14 protein-coding genes are annotated in these 17,152 nt (G+C 62.5%); 6 read left to right on the plus strand and 8 right to left on the minus strand.

Annotation, left to right across the window (positions count from 1 at the left end):
• Nucleotides 1–2: 2 nt before the first annotated feature.
• Genes pcnB through hda form a run of 3 tightly spaced genes read right to left on the minus strand, consistent with a single transcriptional unit; the run spans nt 3 to nt 3,134 of the window.
• Nucleotides 3–1,721: a polynucleotide adenylyltransferase PcnB gene (pcnB, locus tag RBRH_RS01910; RefSeq protein ID WP_013434209.1), complete on the minus strand. Its 1,719-nt coding sequence runs from the start codon at nt 1,719–1,721 to the stop codon at nt 3–5.
• Nucleotides 1,718–2,416: a histidinol-phosphatase gene (locus tag RBRH_RS01915; RefSeq protein ID WP_041754031.1), complete on the minus strand. Its 699-nt coding sequence runs from the start codon at nt 2,414–2,416 to the stop codon at nt 1,718–1,720. Before RBRH_RS01915 ends, pcnB begins: the two co-directional genes overlap by 4 nt.
• Before the next feature lie 10 nt (nt 2,417–2,426).
• A complete protein-coding gene (hda, locus tag RBRH_RS01920) occupies nt 2,427–3,134 on the minus strand; it encodes a DnaA regulatory inactivator Hda (protein WP_041754032.1) in 708 nt (235 codons plus the stop codon).
• A gap of 115 nt (nt 3,135–3,249) precedes the next feature.
• Here hda and purM point away from each other — a divergent pair, with 115 nt between their 5' ends.
• The gene (gene purM / locus RBRH_RS01925; protein WP_013434212.1) at nt 3,250–4,311 is read left to right on the plus strand and encodes a phosphoribosylformylglycinamidine cyclo-ligase; all 1,062 of its coding nucleotides are present in this window, start codon (nt 3,250–3,252) and stop codon (nt 4,309–4,311) included.
• Nucleotides 4,312–4,441: 130 nt separating this feature from the next.
• Here the strand turns inward: purM and miaA are convergent, their stop codons facing one another.
• Both miaA and mutL read right to left on the minus strand, forming a co-directional pair.
• Nucleotides 4,442–5,548 carry a tRNA (adenosine(37)-N6)-dimethylallyltransferase MiaA gene (gene miaA / locus RBRH_RS01930; RefSeq protein WP_013434213.1) on the minus strand — a complete coding sequence of 369 codons (1,107 nt, stop codon included), beginning with the start codon at nt 5,546–5,548 and terminating at the stop codon, nt 4,442–4,444.
• Nucleotides 5,481–7,610: a DNA mismatch repair endonuclease MutL gene (gene mutL / locus RBRH_RS01935; RefSeq protein WP_083813492.1), complete on the minus strand. Its 2,130-nt coding sequence runs from the start codon at nt 7,608–7,610 to the stop codon at nt 5,481–5,483. Before mutL ends, miaA begins: the two co-directional genes overlap by 68 nt.
• Nucleotides 7,611–8,076: 466 nt before the next feature.
• Here mutL and RBRH_RS01940 point away from each other — a divergent pair, with 466 nt between their 5' ends.
• Nucleotides 8,077–8,736 (plus strand): VTT domain-containing protein, encoded by a 660-nt coding sequence (locus RBRH_RS01940; RefSeq protein WP_041753043.1) that lies wholly within the window; start codon nt 8,077–8,079, stop codon nt 8,734–8,736.
• A 19-nt stretch (nt 8,737–8,755) separates the two neighbouring features.
• Here the strand turns inward: RBRH_RS01940 and RBRH_RS01945 are convergent, their stop codons facing one another.
• Nucleotides 8,756–10,321: an N-acetylmuramoyl-L-alanine amidase gene (locus tag RBRH_RS01945; protein WP_041753044.1), complete on the minus strand. Its 1,566-nt coding sequence runs from the start codon at nt 10,319–10,321 to the stop codon at nt 8,756–8,758.
• Nucleotides 10,315–10,839 (minus strand): tRNA (adenosine(37)-N6)-threonylcarbamoyltransferase complex ATPase subunit type 1 TsaE, encoded by a 525-nt coding sequence (tsaE, locus tag RBRH_RS01950; protein ID WP_041753045.1) that lies wholly within the window; start codon nt 10,837–10,839, stop codon nt 10,315–10,317. Before tsaE ends, RBRH_RS01945 begins: the two co-directional genes overlap by 7 nt.
• Nucleotides 10,840–10,856: 17 nt before the next feature.
• Here tsaE and queG point away from each other — a divergent pair, with 17 nt between their 5' ends.
• The 4 genes from queG to RBRH_RS18540 all read left to right on the plus strand — a co-directional run bounded on the left by queG (nt 10,857) and on the right by RBRH_RS18540 (nt 15,239).
• Entirely contained in the window at nt 10,857–12,008 is a 1,152-nt protein-coding gene (queG, locus tag RBRH_RS01955) for a tRNA epoxyqueuosine(34) reductase QueG (RefSeq protein ID WP_041753047.1), read from the plus strand.
• Nucleotides 12,009–12,110: 102 nt separating this feature from the next.
• The gene (locus RBRH_RS01960; protein WP_013434219.1) at nt 12,111–12,602 is read left to right on the plus strand and encodes a methylated-DNA--[protein]-cysteine S-methyltransferase; all 492 of its coding nucleotides are present in this window, start codon (nt 12,111–12,113) and stop codon (nt 12,600–12,602) included.
• A complete protein-coding gene (xerD, locus tag RBRH_RS01965) occupies nt 12,599–13,525 on the plus strand; it encodes a site-specific tyrosine recombinase XerD (RefSeq protein ID WP_013434220.1) in 927 nt (308 codons plus the stop codon). Before RBRH_RS01960 ends, xerD begins: the two co-directional genes overlap by 4 nt.
• 1,075 nt (nt 13,526–14,600) lie before the next feature.
• Nucleotides 14,601–15,239: a hypothetical protein gene (locus RBRH_RS18540; protein WP_162145541.1), complete on the plus strand. Its 639-nt coding sequence runs from the start codon at nt 14,601–14,603 to the stop codon at nt 15,237–15,239.
• A gap of 78 nt (nt 15,240–15,317) precedes the next feature.
• Here the strand turns inward: RBRH_RS18540 and RBRH_RS01970 are convergent, their stop codons facing one another.
• Entirely contained in the window at nt 15,318–16,925 is a 1,608-nt protein-coding gene (locus RBRH_RS01970) for a hypothetical protein (RefSeq protein WP_013434223.1), read from the minus strand.
• Nucleotides 16,926–17,152: the final 227 nt, after the last annotated feature.

The raw sequence follows: 17,152 nt of genomic DNA on the forward strand, positions 1-17,152 counted from the left end.
CGCTAGGCGTCGCCGTTGCCACGTGGTTCGCCATCGGTCGGCGACGCGGCCTGCTGGGCACCTTCGCCAGGATCCTTGCGGTGGCGCGAGCCGCCACGGCGCCGGCGCTTGCGCGGCGAGCGCTCCTTGTCGCCCTGCGCCAGCAGCGCCTCGCGCGTGTCCGGATCGCCGGCGATGAAATCCGTCCACCATTGACCGACCGACGCGTCCAACTCGCCCGCCTCACAGCGTAGCAAGAGAAAATCATAACCTGCTCTGAACCGCTGGTGCTCCAGCAGCTTTAACGCGCTGCGGCCGGAGCGCTTTTCCAGTCGGGGCTGTAGCCCCCAGATTTCGCGCATGTCGGCGGTGTAGCGCTTCTGGATCGCGAGTTTTTCGGTCTGCTGGTCGAGCACGTCGTCCATGGCCCGATGCAGCGCCGGGATCGAATGTTCGCCGCCAGCCTCGTATTGTTGCCAGCGCAGTTGCATTTCGTGCCACAGCAGCGAGGCAAACAGGAACCCAGGTGAGACCGGCTTGCCCAAGCGCACGCGCTCGTCAGTATGGGTCAGCGCAAGCGTGATGAAACGCTCCCCGCTGGGCTGCTCGAGCACCACGTCCAACAGCGGCAACAGCCCATGGTGCAGACCCAGCGCGCGCAACTGCTTCAGGCAGCCGAGCGCGTGCCCGGACAGCAGCAGCTTGAGCATTTCGTCGAACAGCCGGGCCGCCGGCACGTTGTTGATCAGATCCGCCAACTTGGCGATCGGCGCATGCGTCGACGATTCGATCGTGAAGCCCAACTTGGCCGCGAAACGCACGACACGCAGCATCCTGACCGGATCCTCGCGAAAGCGGGTGGCTGGCTCGCCGATCATTCGCAGCACGCGGGCGCGAATGTCGTCCATCCCGCGATGGTAGTCGAGCACGGTCTGCGTCGCCGGATCGTAGTACATCGCGTTGACGGTGAAGTCGCGCCGCGTCGCGTCCTCGTGCTGTTCGCCCCAGACATTGTCGCGCAGCACGCGTCCGCTCGCGTCTACCGCATGCGTGCGCCGGTCCAACTCGCCGCGTCGCAGCTTGCGCGGTGGCGCGGCCGGCGCGCTGTCCGCGGATCCGACGTCAGCCGGCACCGCATCCATCAGCGCGCGGAACGTCGACACTTCGATGATCTCCTGTCCAAACTGGACGTGGACGATCTGAAAACGCCGGCCGATCAGCCGGGCGCGGCGAAATAGCTTGACGACCTCGTCCGGTGTGGCGTCCGTAGCGACATCAAAATCCTTCGGCGCGATATTGAGTAGCAGATCGCGCACCGCGCCGCCGACGATGAACGCACGAAAACCGGCTTGTTGCAGCGTGTCGGTGACGCGGATGGCATGGCGCGAGATCAGTGCCGGATCGATACGATGGATGTCGGCTGGCACGATCACCGGTACTTCGGCTTCGCCACCGGCAGCAGGTTGGCTGCCGGCATGACCACCGGCGGCTAAGGGGCGGCGGCGTGGCGTGTGGCGCGCTGGCTTGGGCGAGGCCAGTCTAGTGTCCTGTGCGGCCCGCGCGTCAGCCGGCGCGCTGCGCGGCTCGTCGCGCGCCGCGTTGCGCCGACGGCCTGTCGGGGCGATGCCCGGGTTGGCATGTGCGCCGCCTCGATCGGCGTCGGTGTCGTGCGCCGTGTCGGCCGGCGGGGTGGCATCGCCGCTACGCGAGCCGAACAACTTGCGGATGAATTTTGTAATCACGTCGATTGGAACAGTTCAAGGATGCGCCAACCACGAGCCAGCGCATAGTCACGCAGCTTCTCGTCCGGATTGGTTGCCACCGGGACGGTGACCTTTTCGAGCAGCGGGATGTCGTTGTGCGAGTCGCTATAGAAGTAGCTGTTTGCAAAGCTTGTCCAGTCGCAGCCGAGCGAATCCAGCCACGCCTGCACCCGCACGATTTTGCCCTCGCGGTAGCTCGGCACGCCCATCGGGTTGCCCGTGTACGGGCTGTCGGGATGCCCGTCGGCCGTCTCAACCTCGCACGCGATCAACGTCTCGATGCCGAAGGCTTGCGCGATTGGTGCGGTGATGAACGCGTTGGTCGCCGTCACAATGCAGCACAGGTCTCCCGCCTCCTGGTGCTCGCGCACCAATGCGCGGGCGGCGGGCAGGATCCGCGGATTGATGACCTCGTGCATGAATAGCTCATGCCAGTCGTCCAGTTGCCGCCGCGAGTATTTTGCCAGCGGGGTGAGCATCGCGTGCAGGTACGCATGGATGTCGAGCTTGCCTGCCTGGTAGTCGGCGTAGAAGCGGTCGTTTTCGCGCGAGAAGCTGTCGGCGTCGACAATGCCGAGCTTGACCATGAAGCGTCCCCACTCGTGGTCGCTATCGGTGGGGATCAGCGTATGGTCCAGGTCGAACAGGGCGAGATTGCGTGCGGTTTTCGTCATGGAGCGCATTTTACTTGAAGCTGTCCGCCAGCATCGCACGCAGCAGCGGTAGCGTGACGGCGCGCTTGTGTTCGAGGGCGAAGCGGTCGAGCTCGTCCAATACGCGCATCAGGCTGGGCATGTCGCGGTGGTAGTGCGTGAGCAGCCATGCCGGCACGTCGTCGGCAAGCGTCAGGCCGCGTTCGCGCGCGGCATGCTTGAGCACGGCCGCCTTGCCCTCGTCGGTCAGCGCACCGAGATGGAACACTAGGCCCCAGCCCAGGCGCGTGCGCAAATCCTCACGCACGGCCAGATGCAGTGGCGCGGCGTTGCCGGTGGCCACCAGCGCGCTGCCGGGGCTGGCGCGCACCTCGTTGAACAGGTTGAACAGCGCGATCTGTTGTGCATCGGCGAGTTGGTCGACATCGTCAACTGCATAGATCGCGACACGCGGATCGTAGCCGAACGCCGACAGTGGGCTGAGTGGTGCGACAAAGCGCGCACGGCCGCTCGATGCGCCGGCCACCAGCGCCTGCAGCAGGTGGCTGCGCCCGCTTCCGGCGTCCCCCCATACGTAGAACGTGCGATCCGCGACCGGCCCGGCCGCGAGGGCGGCGTCCAGGCCGGCGAGACGGGCGACCAGTTCGGCATGAGCGCCGGCGAAGAAGTTCTCAAATGTCTTCGGCGGCGGCGTGCCCAGGTCGAGTGTCAGTTGACGATGGAAAGCAGACGAGGTCAGCACGGGTGACAAGGGTCCAGGAATGCGGTTTTGACGAGATCGTGCGGTCGGCACACTCGCATCGGGTAAAATTGCAATTTTACCGACCTTCCCGCGAGCTTCTCGCGCTCTCGCCATGAATCAACCGAAATCCACTCCCGGCACGCAGGCGCCGGGCCTGTCCTACCGTGACGCGGGTGTCGATATCGACGCAGGAGACGCGCTCATTGACCGCATCAAGCCGCTCGCGAAAAAGACGATGCGCGACGGCGTGCTGGCGGGTATCGGTGGATTCGGCGCGCTGTTCGAGGTACCGAAGAAATACCGCGAGCCGGTGCTGGTCTCCGGCACCGACGGCGTGGGCACGAAGCTCAAACTCGCGTTCCATTTGAACCGGCATGATACGGTCGGGCAGGATCTGGTGGCCATGAGCGTCAACGACATTCTTGTGCAAGGTGCCGAGCCGCTGTTCTTCCTCGACTATTTCGCCTGCGGTAAGCTCGACGTCGAGACGGCGGCGAGTGTGGTTAAGGGTATTGCCGCCGGGTGCGAGTTGGCGGGCTGCGCGCTGATTGGCGGCGAGACGGCCGAGATGCCGGGGATGTATCCGGACGGCGAATACGACCTGGCCGGATTCGCGGTCGGGGCAGTCGAAAAAAGCCAGATCATCGACGGCAGCACGATCGGCGCTGGCGATGTGGTGCTGGGCCTGGCCTCGAGCGGCATCCACTCGAACGGTTACTCGCTGGTGCGCAAGATCATCGAGCGCGCGGCGCCGGATCTGCAAGCCGATTTCGACGGCCGTTCGCTGGCCGATGCATTGATGGCGCCCACGCGCATCTACGTCAAGCCCATGCTCGAGTTGATGCGGCAACTCCCGGTCAAGGGTATCGCCCATATCACAGGGGGCGGGCTTGTCGAGAACGTGCCGCGCGTGTTGCCTGAGCGGCTGTGCGCGGAACTGGACCACCGCGCATGGCCGTTGCCGCCCCTGTTCGCGTGGCTGCAGCAGCACGGTGGCGTGGCCGACGCGGAGATGCACCGCGTCTTCAACTGCGGGATCGGGATGGTGGTCATCGTCGCAGCCGAGCACGCGCAGATGGCGGCCGGCGTACTGTCGGCCGCCGGCGAGCAAGTGTGGACGCTCGGCACGGTGCGCGAGCGCAACGCTGGCGACGCACAAACGATCGTGGTGTGACGTCACGCATGTAGACGTGAGCCGCGCGCGGAGGACGTAATGCCGCGCATGGGGAGGTGACGCCGCGTATTGCAGCGTCGTGTCTGGGGGGCCGTCGTGGCGCCGCCGCACCGATCGATCGTGGCATCGGCTACGTCGGTGCCCATAGTCGCCGCACTGCGTCGGCGGCACGCAGGCCGGCGTCAGTGCCAACACAGTCGATGACGATCCGCTCGGGCATTGAGCGCAACCATGTCAACTGCCGCTTGCAAAGCTGGCGTGTCGCGAAGATGCCCTTGTCGCGCATCGTCGCGTAATCGTATTCGCCGTCCAGGTACGCCCATACCTGTCGGTATCCGACGCAGCGCATCGACGGCAATCCGGGGTGCAGGTCGCCGCGCGCACGCAATTGCTGCACTTCATCGATCAAGCCGGCGTCCAGCATCGCGTCAAAGCGCTGTGCGATGCGCGCGTGCAGTACTGACCGGTCGGAGGGCTCCAGTGAAACGGCAGCAAAGCGGGGCGACGGCGGCAGGTCGGCACGCATCGCACACACATCGACGTCTTTCGCGCATGCATCGACGTCGCCTGCGGCCTGGTGCCCGACGCTCGCACCGGCGGCCGGATTGAGCGTCGGGCGCAGCAGCGTGGACATCGGCTGCCCGGTCAGCCGCCAGACCTCCAGCGCACGTTGGATCCGCTGCGAATCGTTGGGCGCAATCCGCGCTGCCGATACCGGGTCGATTTGTGCCAATTTCGCGTGTAGTGCCGGCCAGCCCTCGCGCGCTGCATCCTGCTCGAGTGCGGCGCGGATCGACGCGTCGGCGCTTGGCAACGCATTCAAGCCATCGACCAGCGCTTTGTAGTACAACATGGTTCCGCCCACCAACAATGGCAGCTTGCCGCGTGCAATGATTTGAGCGCACAGGCGCAGCGCGTCGGTGCGGAACTGAGCAGCCGAGTAGGCGTCGAGCGGGTCAAGGATGTCGATCAGATGATGGGGCACCGCGGCGCGTTCGGTTGCGCTGGGTTTGGCGGTCCCAATGTCCATTTGCCGGTAGACGAGGGCCGAATCGACGCTGACGATCTCGACTGGGGCACGGCGCGCAAGCTCGAGCGCAGCAGCGGTTTTACCGGATGCGGTTGGCCCGAGCAGGCATGCGATGACGGGGGCGGGTGGCACGGCGCGACTATTGGCCCCGCATGAACAACCGGTCCAGCTCGTTGAGCGTAAGCTGGAACCAGGTCGGACGACCATGATTGCATTGATCGGCGCGCTCGGTGGCTTCCATTTGCCGCAACAGCGCGTTCATCTCGTCGATGCTCAGGCGCCGGTTCGCGCGCACCGCATGGTGGCACGCCAGCGTGCCGAGCAACTCGTGCTGGTGCTCGGTCAGCACCCGTGAACCGCCGTACGCGTGCAGGTCCGCGAGCACCGCGCGCGCCAGCGAGACCAGGTCGGCATCCTTGAGCAGCGCGGGCACCGCACGGATGGCCAGCGTGGTCGGAGACAGCGAAGCAATGTCAAAGCCCAATGCATCGAGCGTCTCGCGTTCCTCGCCGGCCACGCCGATTTCGACCGCATCGGCTTGCATCGTCACCGGGATCAGCAGCGGTTGCACGGCGATGTGCCGCTGAGCGAGCGCGTGCTTGAATTGCTCGTACAGAATGCGCTCATGGGCCGCGTGCATGTCGACTAGCACCAGTCCGCGCGTGTTCTGCGCCAGCACGTAAATGCCGTGCAACTGGCCGAGCGCGAATCCCAGCGGATGCTCGTCAAGCGGCTGTGCCGACGCTGCCGCCGGCCCGTTAGCGGCGGACGCGGGCTGGACTGCGTGGGTGGCAGACGTGGGCTGGGCTTCGTTGGTGGCGGAGGCGGGATGGGCCTCACTGGTGGCGGACGGGCCGGATTGCGTGCTTTCGGCGTCCATCGGTGACGATGCCTGGTCCGCTGCTGGGCCGGATGCCGGCGAAGGTGCGGCAGAGGCGTCATCGTGCGTGGGCAACGCAGGGACGGCGGCCGTATCGCGCCGGCCGAACAACGCATCGTAGACGGCCAGCGGTTGGGCGACCGGTAGCACGCCCTGGCGCATCCGCGTATGCGATATCCAACTCGAAGACCCCGGTGTCGCGGCAGGCCCGCCACGGCGCAGTCCGGCAGATTGCCCGCCGCTCTGTGGCGGCGCCGCGCCGGACAACGCTGACGCAGCACTGGATCTGGCCAGCGAGCCCGCGTCCACACCGCCGCCCGCTTCGGCCCCCGGGCTCGCCGTATCCGGCACGGTGGGCGTCAGGTACGCCGCGTGGCCTGCCGCGGTCGTGTCGGGCGAGGCGCCGGCGTGCCGGGCCAGCGCGCGCTGGACCGCATGGAAAACGAACTGATGGATCGAGCGCGAGTCACGAAAGCGTACCTCGATCTTGGACGGGTGGACGTTGACGTCGACGCCTTCGGGCGGCAGGTCGAGGAACAGCACGTAGGCCGGATAGCGGTCGCCATGCAGCACATCCTCATAGGCGGCGCGCACCGCATGGGTGAGCAGCTTGTCCCGTACAAAACGGCCATTGACGAAGAAATACTGCTGATCGGCACGGCCGCGGCTAGCGGTTGGCAGCCCAGCGAAGCCGTAGATCGCAATTGGGCCAGCGGCCTCCTCAAGCGGCAGATGCGACGTCGCGAACGCCTCGCCTAGGATCTTCGCGGTGCGCGCGGCGGCACTGGCCGCGTTCCAGTGCTCGACAGCGCGGCCGTTGTGCAGCACCGAGAAGGCGACATCTGGGCGCGACAGCGCGGCGCGCCGAATTACTTCCAGGCAGTGCCCGAACTCAGTCTGCTCGCTCTTGAGAAATTTGCGGCGCGCGGGGGTGCTGAAATACAGGTCGCGCACCTCGATCGTCGTGCCCACGCCGCCGGCGGCCGGCGACAGCGCGCCGGTCTGCGCATCGATGCGGGTGGCGTGCGGCGCGTCGGCGGTGCGGCTCGTGATGCTAGTCTGCGCGACCGCTGCGATCGACGCGAGTGCTTCGCCACGGAAGCCCAATGTGCAGACGCTCTCAAGCTCCGCCAGTGAGCGGATCTTGCTGGTGGCGTGGCGCATCAGCGCCAGCGGCAATTCGTCGGCCTCGATGCCGCAGCCGTCGTCCGCGATCATGATGCGCTTGACGCCGCCTGCGTCCAGCGTAATGCGCAACGCCGTCGCGCCTGCGTCCAGCGCATTCTCGACCAACTCCTTGACGACCGATGCTGGTCGCTCAACGACCTCGCCCGCCGCGATCTGGCTGATCAACTGATCCGGCAACGGCTGAATGGCGCGCGTCGGCATGTCGCGCCGCTGCACGGCAGGCCCGTCGGTGGAGGCTGGATCTGCGACGGGGGCCGGATCGGCGGCGGAGGCCGAATCTGCGACGGGGGCCGAATCGACGGCGGAGGCCGAATCTGCGACGGGGGTCGGATCGGCGGCGGAGGCTGGATCGGCGGCGGGGGCCGGATCTGCGACGGAGGCCGGATCTACGGCGGAGGCCGGATCTACGGCGGAGGCCGGATCGACGACAGGGGCCGGATCGACGACAGAGGGCGACGGCGTCGCCGGTGGCGATTCGCCGTCAACGGGTGGACGCGCCGCGTCGGACATGCTCGGCTCAATGGACTGTGACATCCATCTATTATAGCGAGGCGCCGCTGCCCGGTCGTGACGGGGTTGGGTGCGCTGGCGACCGGATGGTTTCATCGAAGCAGACGGAGTATTCCGGTATCATCCACGCCAATTTCCGTGGTTTCAAGGATGTCTTTTGGATACCTTCCTGCAATTTCTCAGCCTAGTTCTGCATATCGACAAGTTTCTGGGCGACTTCATCCAGCAGTACGGCGCTTGGGTGTACGTTGTGCTGTTCCTGATCGTGTTCTGCGAAACCGGCTTGGTCGTGTTGCCGTTTCTGCCGGGCGATTCGCTACTGTTCATTGGTGGTGCGTTCAGCGCGTCCGGCTCACTGGACCTGCTATTGCTGAACGTGCTGTTACTGGTGGCGGCAATCGGCGGAAACACGGTGAATTATCTGATCGGCGGCTATATCGGACCGAAAGTCTTCGATGCGCATTGGAAGTTTGGCGAACGCTTCCTGGATCGGGCTGCGCTGATGAAGACGCATCAATTCTACGAGCGCCACGGCGGCAAGACGATCGTGCTCGCGCGCTTCGTACCGGTGGTGCGCACGTTTGCACCGTTTGTAGCCGGCGTATCCGGCATGAGCATGATGCGCTTTCAGCTCTACAACGTGCTAGGCGCGTTGCTGTGGGTCGTACTGCTGACCGTGTGCGGTTATTTGTTCGGCAATATTCCGTTCATCCGCGACCACCTGAATACGATCGTACTGGTCGGCGTAGCCACGGCCGTTGTACCGGTGGCACTGGGCGCGGGCTGGAAGATGTTGCGCCGGCGCCGAGCCGGCTAGCCGTAGGCGCGCTGACGCATTACGCCATCCGGTTCTTCGAGAGCGGCGGATTCGCGGCGAAGTAGCGCTTGATGCCCTTTAGGATCGCATTGGCCATCTGGTCGCGGTACGCTTCGGAGTTCAGCCGCTGCTCCTCGTCCGGATTGCTGAGGAACGCGGTTTCTACGAGGATTGATGGAATGTCTGGCGCTTTAAGCACCGCGAAGCCGGCTTGCTCGACGCTGCCTTTGTGCAGCTTGTTGATGCCACTGATCTCCTTGAGCACGTAATTGCCGTATTTCAGCGAGTCGCGGATTTGCGCGGTCGTTGACATATCGAACAGCGCCCGCGTCAACGTCACGTCCCGGGTCTTGAAATCCACGCCGCCGATCTGATCGGCGGCGTTCTCCTTTTGCGCGATCCAGCGCGCCGCGGCGCTGGTGGCGCCGCGCTCGGACAGCGCGAACACCGACGAGCCACGCGCCTGCGGCGAAGTGAACGCGTCCGCATGAATCGACACGAACAGGTCAGCGCCGACACGTCGCGCCTTTTGTACGCGTACCGCAAGCGGCACAAAAAAGTCTGCGTCGCGCGTCATCATCGCCCGCATGTTCGGCTGCGCGTCGATTTTCGCGCGCAGCCGCTTACCGATGTCCAGCACAACATGCTTCTCGTAGGTTCCGGCGCCGCCAATCGCGCCCGGATCCTCGCCGCCGTGCCCGGGGTCGATCGCTACGGTTAGCAGGCGGACCGTGCCGGACTTGCCCGGCGGCACTTTGAAGCCGTAGCCGTCGTTGTCGCGGCGCGTCGCCAGCGCGCGCCCATCGGTGTTGCCGTTGGGCCGCGGCGGTGCCGACGGCGGTTGGCTGGGCTTGGCCGATGGGGTGTCCCGTGGCGGCACCGCATCGCTTTGCGCAAAGCGCTGGAAGAACGCATCGCTGTTGTCGCTCGCATGGCCGCGTCCGCTGGCCGGCGGTGCGATGCCGGCCAGCGTGTCGCGCCCTGGGGCGCCGTCGGACGGCGACGGCATCGCGAGCGCCGGACCCGACAGCGTCGCGCCCGGAACCGAGCGTTGCTCGAGCGCTTCCTCCTTGCGTTGCGTCTGCGCGAGCAGCTCCATCAGCGGATCGGGCGGCACGGCCGGATACAGGTCGAACACGAGCCGGTACTTGTACGAGCCGACCGGGGTGAGCGCGAACACCTGCGGCTTGACCGACCCCTTCAGGTCGAACACCATCCGGACCACGTGCGGCTGGAACTGGCCCACGCGTACCGATTGGATTTGCGGGTCATTGGGCGTGATCTTCGCAACCAGATCCTTTAGCGTCTGGTCCAGCTCCAGTCCATCGAGATCGACGACGAGCCGGTCCGGTTCCTGTAGTAGTTTTTGCGAGTTCTGCAGCGGTTGGTCCGACTCGATCGTCACACGCGTATAGTCACGCGCCGGCCACACGCGCACGCCAAGCACTGCGGCCGCGTGCGCGGTGCGCGGCGCGGCCAGGCCCAGTAACAGTGTCGAGGCGCCCGCGCGCAGGATCTGCCGGCGTCGCCAGCAATGCGATGCGGTGGCGGCGGATTCAATCGAGCGGAACGGTTTGATCAGCATCGGGCAACGCACTCTTTTCCGATTTCGCTATAGGCACGCGCAGTCAGCTTGCGGCCTTCGCCTTGGACTTCAAGCTCGATCTGCAAGTCGGGTACGCCAAGCACGCCGCCGGCGCGCTGCGGCCATTCGATCAGGCACAGCGCCCCGGTGTCGAAGTACTCGCGAAAACCGGCATCTTCCCATTCCGCCGGATCCGCAAAGCGGTATAAGTCGAAGTGATAGATCGACAGCGGCGCGCCGTCGACATTTTCGATCGTATAGGGCTCGACAAGCGTGTAGGTTGGGCTGCGCACGCGTTGCGCGTGGCCGAGTGCGCGCAACATCGCGCGCACCAGCGTCGTCTTGCCGGCGCCAAGCTCGCCGACCAGGTGCACCTGCATGCCATGCGCGGGCGCGGCCCGCATCGCCGCCGTGATCGCCGCGGCCAACGTTGCGCCGAACGTGTTAGCCGCGTGCTCGTTCGGCAGCGCGAACACGCGTTCTGTCAATGGACGAGGCGAGGCTTGTGCATCTGGCATTGCGTACAATAGAAAGGATGAAACAACCGCCGGATACCGAGATTCACCGCGCGATGCTCACCGACGCCGACCTTGCGTCGCTGGCGCGGCGTGTGCGCGAATGGGCGCGCGAGTTGGGCTTCAGCGCCATCGGCATCTGCGATATCGATTTGTCCCATGCCGAAGCGGGGCTCGCTGCGTGGATCGACGCAGGTTATCACGGCGAGATGGATTATATGGCCAAACACGGCATGAAGCGTGCGCGGCCGGCCGAACTTGTGCCCGGAACGCAACGGGTCATCAGCGCACGGATGCCGTATCTGCCTGCCGGGACGCCGGCGTCATGGCGCGCGCGCGAGCATGCGCGACTGGCCGATCCGAGCGCGGCGGTGGTCTCGATCTATGCACGCGGTCGCGATTACCACAAAGTGATGCGCCAGCGCCTGCAGCGATTGGCCGAGCGGATTGAAGCCGCCATCGGCCCGCTTGGCTACCGCGTGTTCACCGACTCGGCGCCGGTGCTGGAGGTCGAACTTGCGCAAAAGGCCGGACTCGGATGGCGTGGCAAGCACACATTGCTGCTCGATCGTGATGCCGGTTCATTGTTTTTTCTCGGCGAGATCTTCGTCGATGTGCCATTGCCCACCGATGCGCAAAGCCAGCCGTCGCGTGCGCCGCAACAGGCGGGCGCGCATTGCGGTGCCTGCACGCGCTGTATCGATGCGTGCCCGACGGGCGCCATCGTGGCGCCATACAGGCTTGATGCGCGCAAGTGCATCTCGTACCTGACGATCGAGTTGCGCGGCAGCATTCCGGTCGAGTTGCGCGAGGCGATTGGCAACCGCGTGTACGGATGCGACGATTGTCAGCTCGTGTGCCCATGGAACAAGTTTGCGCAGCCGAGCGGGTGCGCGGACTTCGATGTGCGCAATGGGCTGGACGGTGCACAACTGATCGAATTGTTCGGCTGGAGCGAGCAGGATTTCGACACGCGCCTGGCGGGCAGCGCGATCCGCCGGATCGGCTACGAGCGCTGGCTGCGCAATCTCGCGGTCGGACTCGGCAATGCGCTGCGCGCCGGTGGCGGCGCGCAGGGGCGCGATGCTGTGCTGGCGGCGTTGCGCAAGCGCGAAGACGATCCGTCTGCGCTGGTGCGTGAGCACGTGCGCTGGGCGCTGGGCTACGAATAGACTTCACATATCAGCCAGCCGTCGCGATGCCACAGACACGATTCGGACGTAGAATCGACCCGTTCGTGCCGCGTACCGCCGCGCGCACCCAGGAGGATTGGCATGTTCAATGCCGTGATCGATGCACCATTTGGACGGGTCGGTATCCGCAGCGATGACCGGTTTGTTCATGAAATTGTTTACCTGCCCGGCACGACCTTGCTGCGCGAGCCGGACAACGCGCTGGCCCGGCGTGCAGCAGCGCAGATCGTGGCCTATTTTGAACAGGCCGACACGGTGTTCGACTTGCCGCTGTCGCTCGCCGGCACTGCGTTCCAGCGCCGGGTATGGGACGGCATCTGTCGCATTGCACCCGGCACTGTCTGGACCTATGGGCAGCTGGCGGCGTCGATTGGCGCGGTGCCGCGTGCCGTCGGACAGGCGTGCGGGTCCAATCCTGCGCCACTGGTCGTTCCATGTCATCGCGTCGTGGCGGCGAACGGCCTCGGCGGCTTTGCGCATCATGCCGGCAAGGGCTTTTTTCATGACGTCAAGTGTTGGCTGCTGCGCCATGAAGGCATCCGCGTGCCGCAGCAGGGTGAGCTGTACGCATGAGCGACGTGCAAGTCCAACAGGCGAGTGCGTCTCGCGACACGAGCGCGCAGGCGATCGACGCATTTTGCGACGCGCTATGGCTCGAGCATGGGTTGTCCCGCAATACACTGGATGCGTATCGGCGCGACTTGTCGCTGTATTGCGACTGGCTCGCGGCGACGCACGAGCGCACGCTTGACGCGACGCGCGAGTCGGACTTGAACGGCTACCTGGCGGTGCGCAGCGATGGCAAGGCCAGTTCCGCGAACCGGCGCCTGTCGGTGTTCCGGCGCTACTTCGCGTGGGCGCTGCGTGAGCATCGCGTCGCGGCCGATCCGACGCTGCGCATCCGCTCGGCCCGGCAACCGCCTCGTTTTCCGTCCTCGCTCAACGAAGCCCAAGTCGAGGCGTTGCTGGGTGCACCGGACCTGGACACGCCACTTGGATTGCGCGACCGCGCGATGCTTGAGCTGATGTACGCGAGTGGGCTGCGTGTTTCGGAGTTGGTCACGCTCAAGACGGTCGAGGTGGGGTTGAACGAGGGTGTGGTGCGCGTGATGGGTAAGGGCGCGAAAGAGCGCCTGGTGCCGTTTGGCGACGAGGCCCGAGGCTGGCTGGAGCGCTACCTGCGCGACGCGCGCGCGGTGCTCCTCGGGGCGCGCGGCGCCGACGCCCTGTTCGTGACGGCGCGCGGCGGCGCGATGACGCGTCAGCAATTCTGGAACATTATCAAGCGATATGCGTTGCGCGCCGACATTCATGTGCCGCTGTCGCCGCATACGTTGCGGCATGCGTTCGCGACGCATCTGCTCAATCATGGCGCGGACCTGCGTGTGGTGCAGATGCTGCTTGGCCACAGCGATATTTCAACGACTCAGATTTACACCCATGTCGCACGCGAGCGCCTCAAGGCGCTGCATGCGATCCATCATCCGCGTGGTTGAGCGGCGTGGGACCGATTGACCTGGCGCGCGGTAAGCTTTGCGCTGCTCGTGTAGGCGAGCGCGTGGCTCAAATGCAATGATGCCGGAAGTTTCGACATGTTTATACATTCTGCGCCTCGTGCGATGCGGCAAAATAGGGCGTGCGCAGGACGGAGGCATCGTACCTGTGCGAGGTGAAAGTCGCGCAGTTTGTTGTTTCACGGCCGATGTCAGATGGCGGTGCAGGCATGGAGTGTGGAAAAGAGAAGGTCGCCTTGTAATGGGCGGATAGGGGTGGCGTCGCAAGTCGAGGCGAGGAAAATAGTTAATGTGACCGGTTTCATCTTCAAGCGCCACGAACATTACTCAACACGCCAGCGATGTCGGCCCGTTATCACCTCACCCTTGCGGCCACAAACCATGTCTGCTGCCGAACTCGCCTTGTGTCACCGTGCGATTTGCTCGTGGTGCCACCGCGCATAAACGGGCGCGACGGTGCAAATCGCAGCACACAAGCGAATGTACGATGGCTTCCCATTTCACATCGGCGACACTTTTTTGTCATGTGTCCCCGGCCAATACTATCCAGTCGCGCTGTGTGTCCAGCTTCTGAGTAGGGGCCCAGCGCCTGGCTAATCTGTCGCATTTACTGGGCTCATTGGTGATAACGAGTCGCAATTTTTGTTGAGGCGGCGCTAGGTCGTGCACACTGGCAACATCAATCGGCTCGCATACCGATCAGTCTGGGGCCCTCACACTCATTATTAGAGAGTACGCCGTGCTTCGCCCAGTAGGTGAAGCGTTCGCAATCGCGCGCAACACGCTGCGAATGTCATTCAAGCTGCTTATTGTCGATGACACAGAATACGCTATGTCGTCAGTTGATTAAACCAAACTTACCAGCGTCATCTGCTTTTCCGTTTTCCGGGCCGGCGAACATTAGCGAGGGAGCAGGAAGATACCAGCCTCGATCATGTTTCGTGTTTCAGGCCGGTTCTTTCGGATTGGTCGGTCATGTGGACGATGTAATTGTACGTTATATTAGGTAACGGAAAAATTGAGGCATGTCATGCGAATTTTTGGACGCAGTAGCGCATTGGATACCGCTTTTGCTTCACTTAAAGAAGCTTTGCCGACAAAACCTCGAATTAACAGCAAGGTTTTTACGCAAAAGCTGCCGAACGCTATTTCTGGATTGACAACCCTCCAAAGTACTAAGGAAAATAAAATTCGATTGGGATTTCGTGTCGGTTCGATGCCGCTGAAAGATATTAATGAAAAGCTGAAAAATTCATTTGGCGAAATAAAAACTAAAGGTGCTTCTCGGCAATCGAGCAGTGCATCCAATAAAGATCGCCGCGAACTACAGGCGCTAGTATCGGATGTGCTGGTGCAGGCTAAAAAACTAGAGACTCTTGCTGACAAAATACGTCGCGATATCAACGGAAACGAGAAACATTCTGGTCTAAATGAACGGATAAGCTTTGAACCTGAATTGTATGCAATATATAAAGATCTTATTGCCGAGAGCAAATCGGCAAAAAATAAAATTTACGATACTATGCAAGATAATGGGTATTCTCGCCAACATGGAGGGTTGCAGTATGGGGTTGGATTATCTAAAAAAGAGCATGATAATATGATAAAAGGTCTTAATAGGATTAAATTATCCATGCAATCTAAATTTCGATTTGCAGAACAGAAAATTGACAATCTGAAGCGCAATTTGGCATAATGTCGCAAAACAATAATAGGCGAGCCGCATGGTAAGAGTGTTTATTTTCTCATTCGCCTCGCCCAAATTGGCGTTATTTCATCGCCGGCCTAGCCGTGCCTTGAACCAATCGACGATTGGTCGGCGACGACGCTCGTCACCTGCGTGGCCAGGTGCCTTTCGCCGGCTGGGATCTTCCCACCATGTCACCGGTAACGGGTCAGGGTCAAGGTTAAGTAGCGGTTCAGAAACCAATTTGGCTCGTTCATCGCGGGCGCGAGCCTGGAGTGGTAACAACAGCTGTTCCTGCTTGTTCAACGGCTTGTTCAACGCCTTGTTCAGCAATTTCCAATCCAGCCACCGTTCAAGGTCGAGGAGATGCCTTTCTCTTGCCTCAGCCGGAATATGGCTACATAAATCGAGGACACGTCCCAGCGTCTCGGGAGAATACGTGTGCGCTAAATTGGCCCCAATCCCTTGAACAATGTCGTCGAACAGTTCTTCATCTATGCTTTTGCCGCCAGACGTCCTGTCAAAGGTATCGAGCGCTAGTGCCAGCGCAAATTCGGGGTTATTACCCTCGGCCAGTTTGCCGAACGCAGCGATCAATCCTGCAACGATCGGATCCTGATCCGAGGGATCCAACATGGGTAGGATTTCGTACTTCCATTGTTGCAACCTTCGGTTCTGTTCGCCGGCGCTCAAGCCTATCATCGCTTCGGGCAACCCTGATAAAGCTTCGCCTTTGCCGACCATCAATCGGTTGGCCGCGTTCAGCATGGATTCGTAGGTAGCGAGGCGTGTGTGTTCGGGCAGCCATCGGATCGCACGACCCAGCGCCTTCCGGGGTCTAGATTGCAGATTTTCGGGAAGCGCTTCGACGTAATTAAGCAAGCGCCGATGCCGCTCCAGCACCAAGTTTCGATCCAGACAATGAAGCATGAATAGTCGGTCGGCAAGTCGCGTGCTTAATGCCACTCGGCCGATGTCGTCCAGCCGCGCCATTTCGTTCAGCAGCCGATCAAATCGCGTCGTCAACTCGGGCCTTGGTTTATAGGGTCTGCCATGGACGGCTGCCCAAGTCTGCTCCCCGGTCCAATGAGAAGAGTCCAGTTGCAGCGTAAGGGATGGCAGTATCTTGCGCCGCTCCTCCAAGGGGCTATCGATCGTGCGGTTGAGAATTTCATCGAACACTGCGATCATCGACTCAGCCGGCACAACATGATCGGAGCCCAGTCCCCAGGTGCTCAGCACATGATAGTCAGATTCAAAATGATGGATCATCTTGTCCTGCAGCGCCTTACTGTTCGGAATTTTCAGTACCTCAGCAAAGATGTGAGCAAATGCTTCGGTTTGTTCCTCAGAAGGAAGCTTACTGATGCCAGACATGGCCAGTCTGTCTAGTGCTGCTAATCGGATGTTCGGATCTGCAACGTCCCCTTGCAGTCCGTCCAAAAGCTCGCGCAACGATCTTATGCGGACCTCCATTTCGACGTTCTTCTTACGCAACGTTTTTAAGAATGCCTGAACGCGCTCTATAGGTGCGATGCCAGAATAACTGCCGGACGCCTGCCGTTGAGCCGTATTGGGGTCCCCGACGCTGAAGAAACCGCTTGGGGGCGAGTTAGGACCGCTCTCGTGCGAATCGATGGGCGCATAGAGGGCGGCATTGTGAGGGTTTGGCGGTGGTGTGGTATTGAAATCCATACTAAACGTATCGAGAATAAAAGAAAGCTTAAGGTCGCAATGCCGCTCCGGCGGAGGCGAATATGAGTGCGCCGACTATATAACGCATGGGTGAACGGTTTTCCGAATCATTGCTGATAAGGCATGCAAAAAGTCGTTTTCAATGGCTTTTTCGCATCAACACAATAGGATAGAATTATGAGCCGACAAGGCTTGGTAGGCGAGAATGTGTTGGGGGTAAGACGGCT

Source organism: Mycetohabitans rhizoxinica HKI 454 (genome assembly GCF_000198775.1).
Taxonomy (GTDB): Bacteria; Pseudomonadota; Gammaproteobacteria; order Burkholderiales; family Burkholderiaceae; genus Mycetohabitans; species Mycetohabitans rhizoxinica.

What these genes read in the sequence shown, in the direction of transcription:
- RBRH_RS01915 (WP_041754031.1), bottom strand. Translation starts at nt 2,416, where the DNA reads ATGACGAAAACCGCACGCAATCTCGCCCTGTTCGACCTGGACCATACG.
- RBRH_RS01970 (WP_013434223.1), bottom strand. Translation starts at nt 16,925, where the DNA reads ATGGATTTCAATACCACACCACCGCCAAACCCTCACAATGCCGCCCTC.
- xerD (WP_013434220.1), top strand. Translation starts at nt 12,599, where the DNA reads ATGAGCGACGTGCAAGTCCAACAGGCGAGTGCGTCTCGCGACACGAGC.
- miaA (WP_013434213.1), bottom strand. Translation starts at nt 5,548, where the DNA reads ATGGTCGTCCGACCTGGTTCCAGCTTACGCTCAACGAGCTGGACCGGT.
- RBRH_RS01945 (WP_041753044.1), bottom strand. Translation starts at nt 10,321, where the DNA reads ATGCTGATCAAACCGTTCCGCTCGATTGAATCCGCCGCCACCGCATCG.
- queG (WP_041753047.1), top strand. Translation starts at nt 10,857, where the DNA reads ATGAAACAACCGCCGGATACCGAGATTCACCGCGCGATGCTCACCGAC.
- RBRH_RS01960 (WP_013434219.1), top strand. Translation starts at nt 12,111, where the DNA reads ATGTTCAATGCCGTGATCGATGCACCATTTGGACGGGTCGGTATCCGC.
- tsaE (WP_041753045.1), bottom strand. Translation starts at nt 10,839, where the DNA reads ATGCCAGATGCACAAGCCTCGCCTCGTCCATTGACAGAACGCGTGTTC.
- purM (WP_013434212.1), top strand. Translation starts at nt 3,250, where the DNA reads ATGAATCAACCGAAATCCACTCCCGGCACGCAGGCGCCGGGCCTGTCC.
- mutL (WP_083813492.1), bottom strand. Translation starts at nt 7,610, where the DNA reads ATGCCGACGCGCGCCATTCAGCCGTTGCCGGATCAGTTGATCAGCCAG.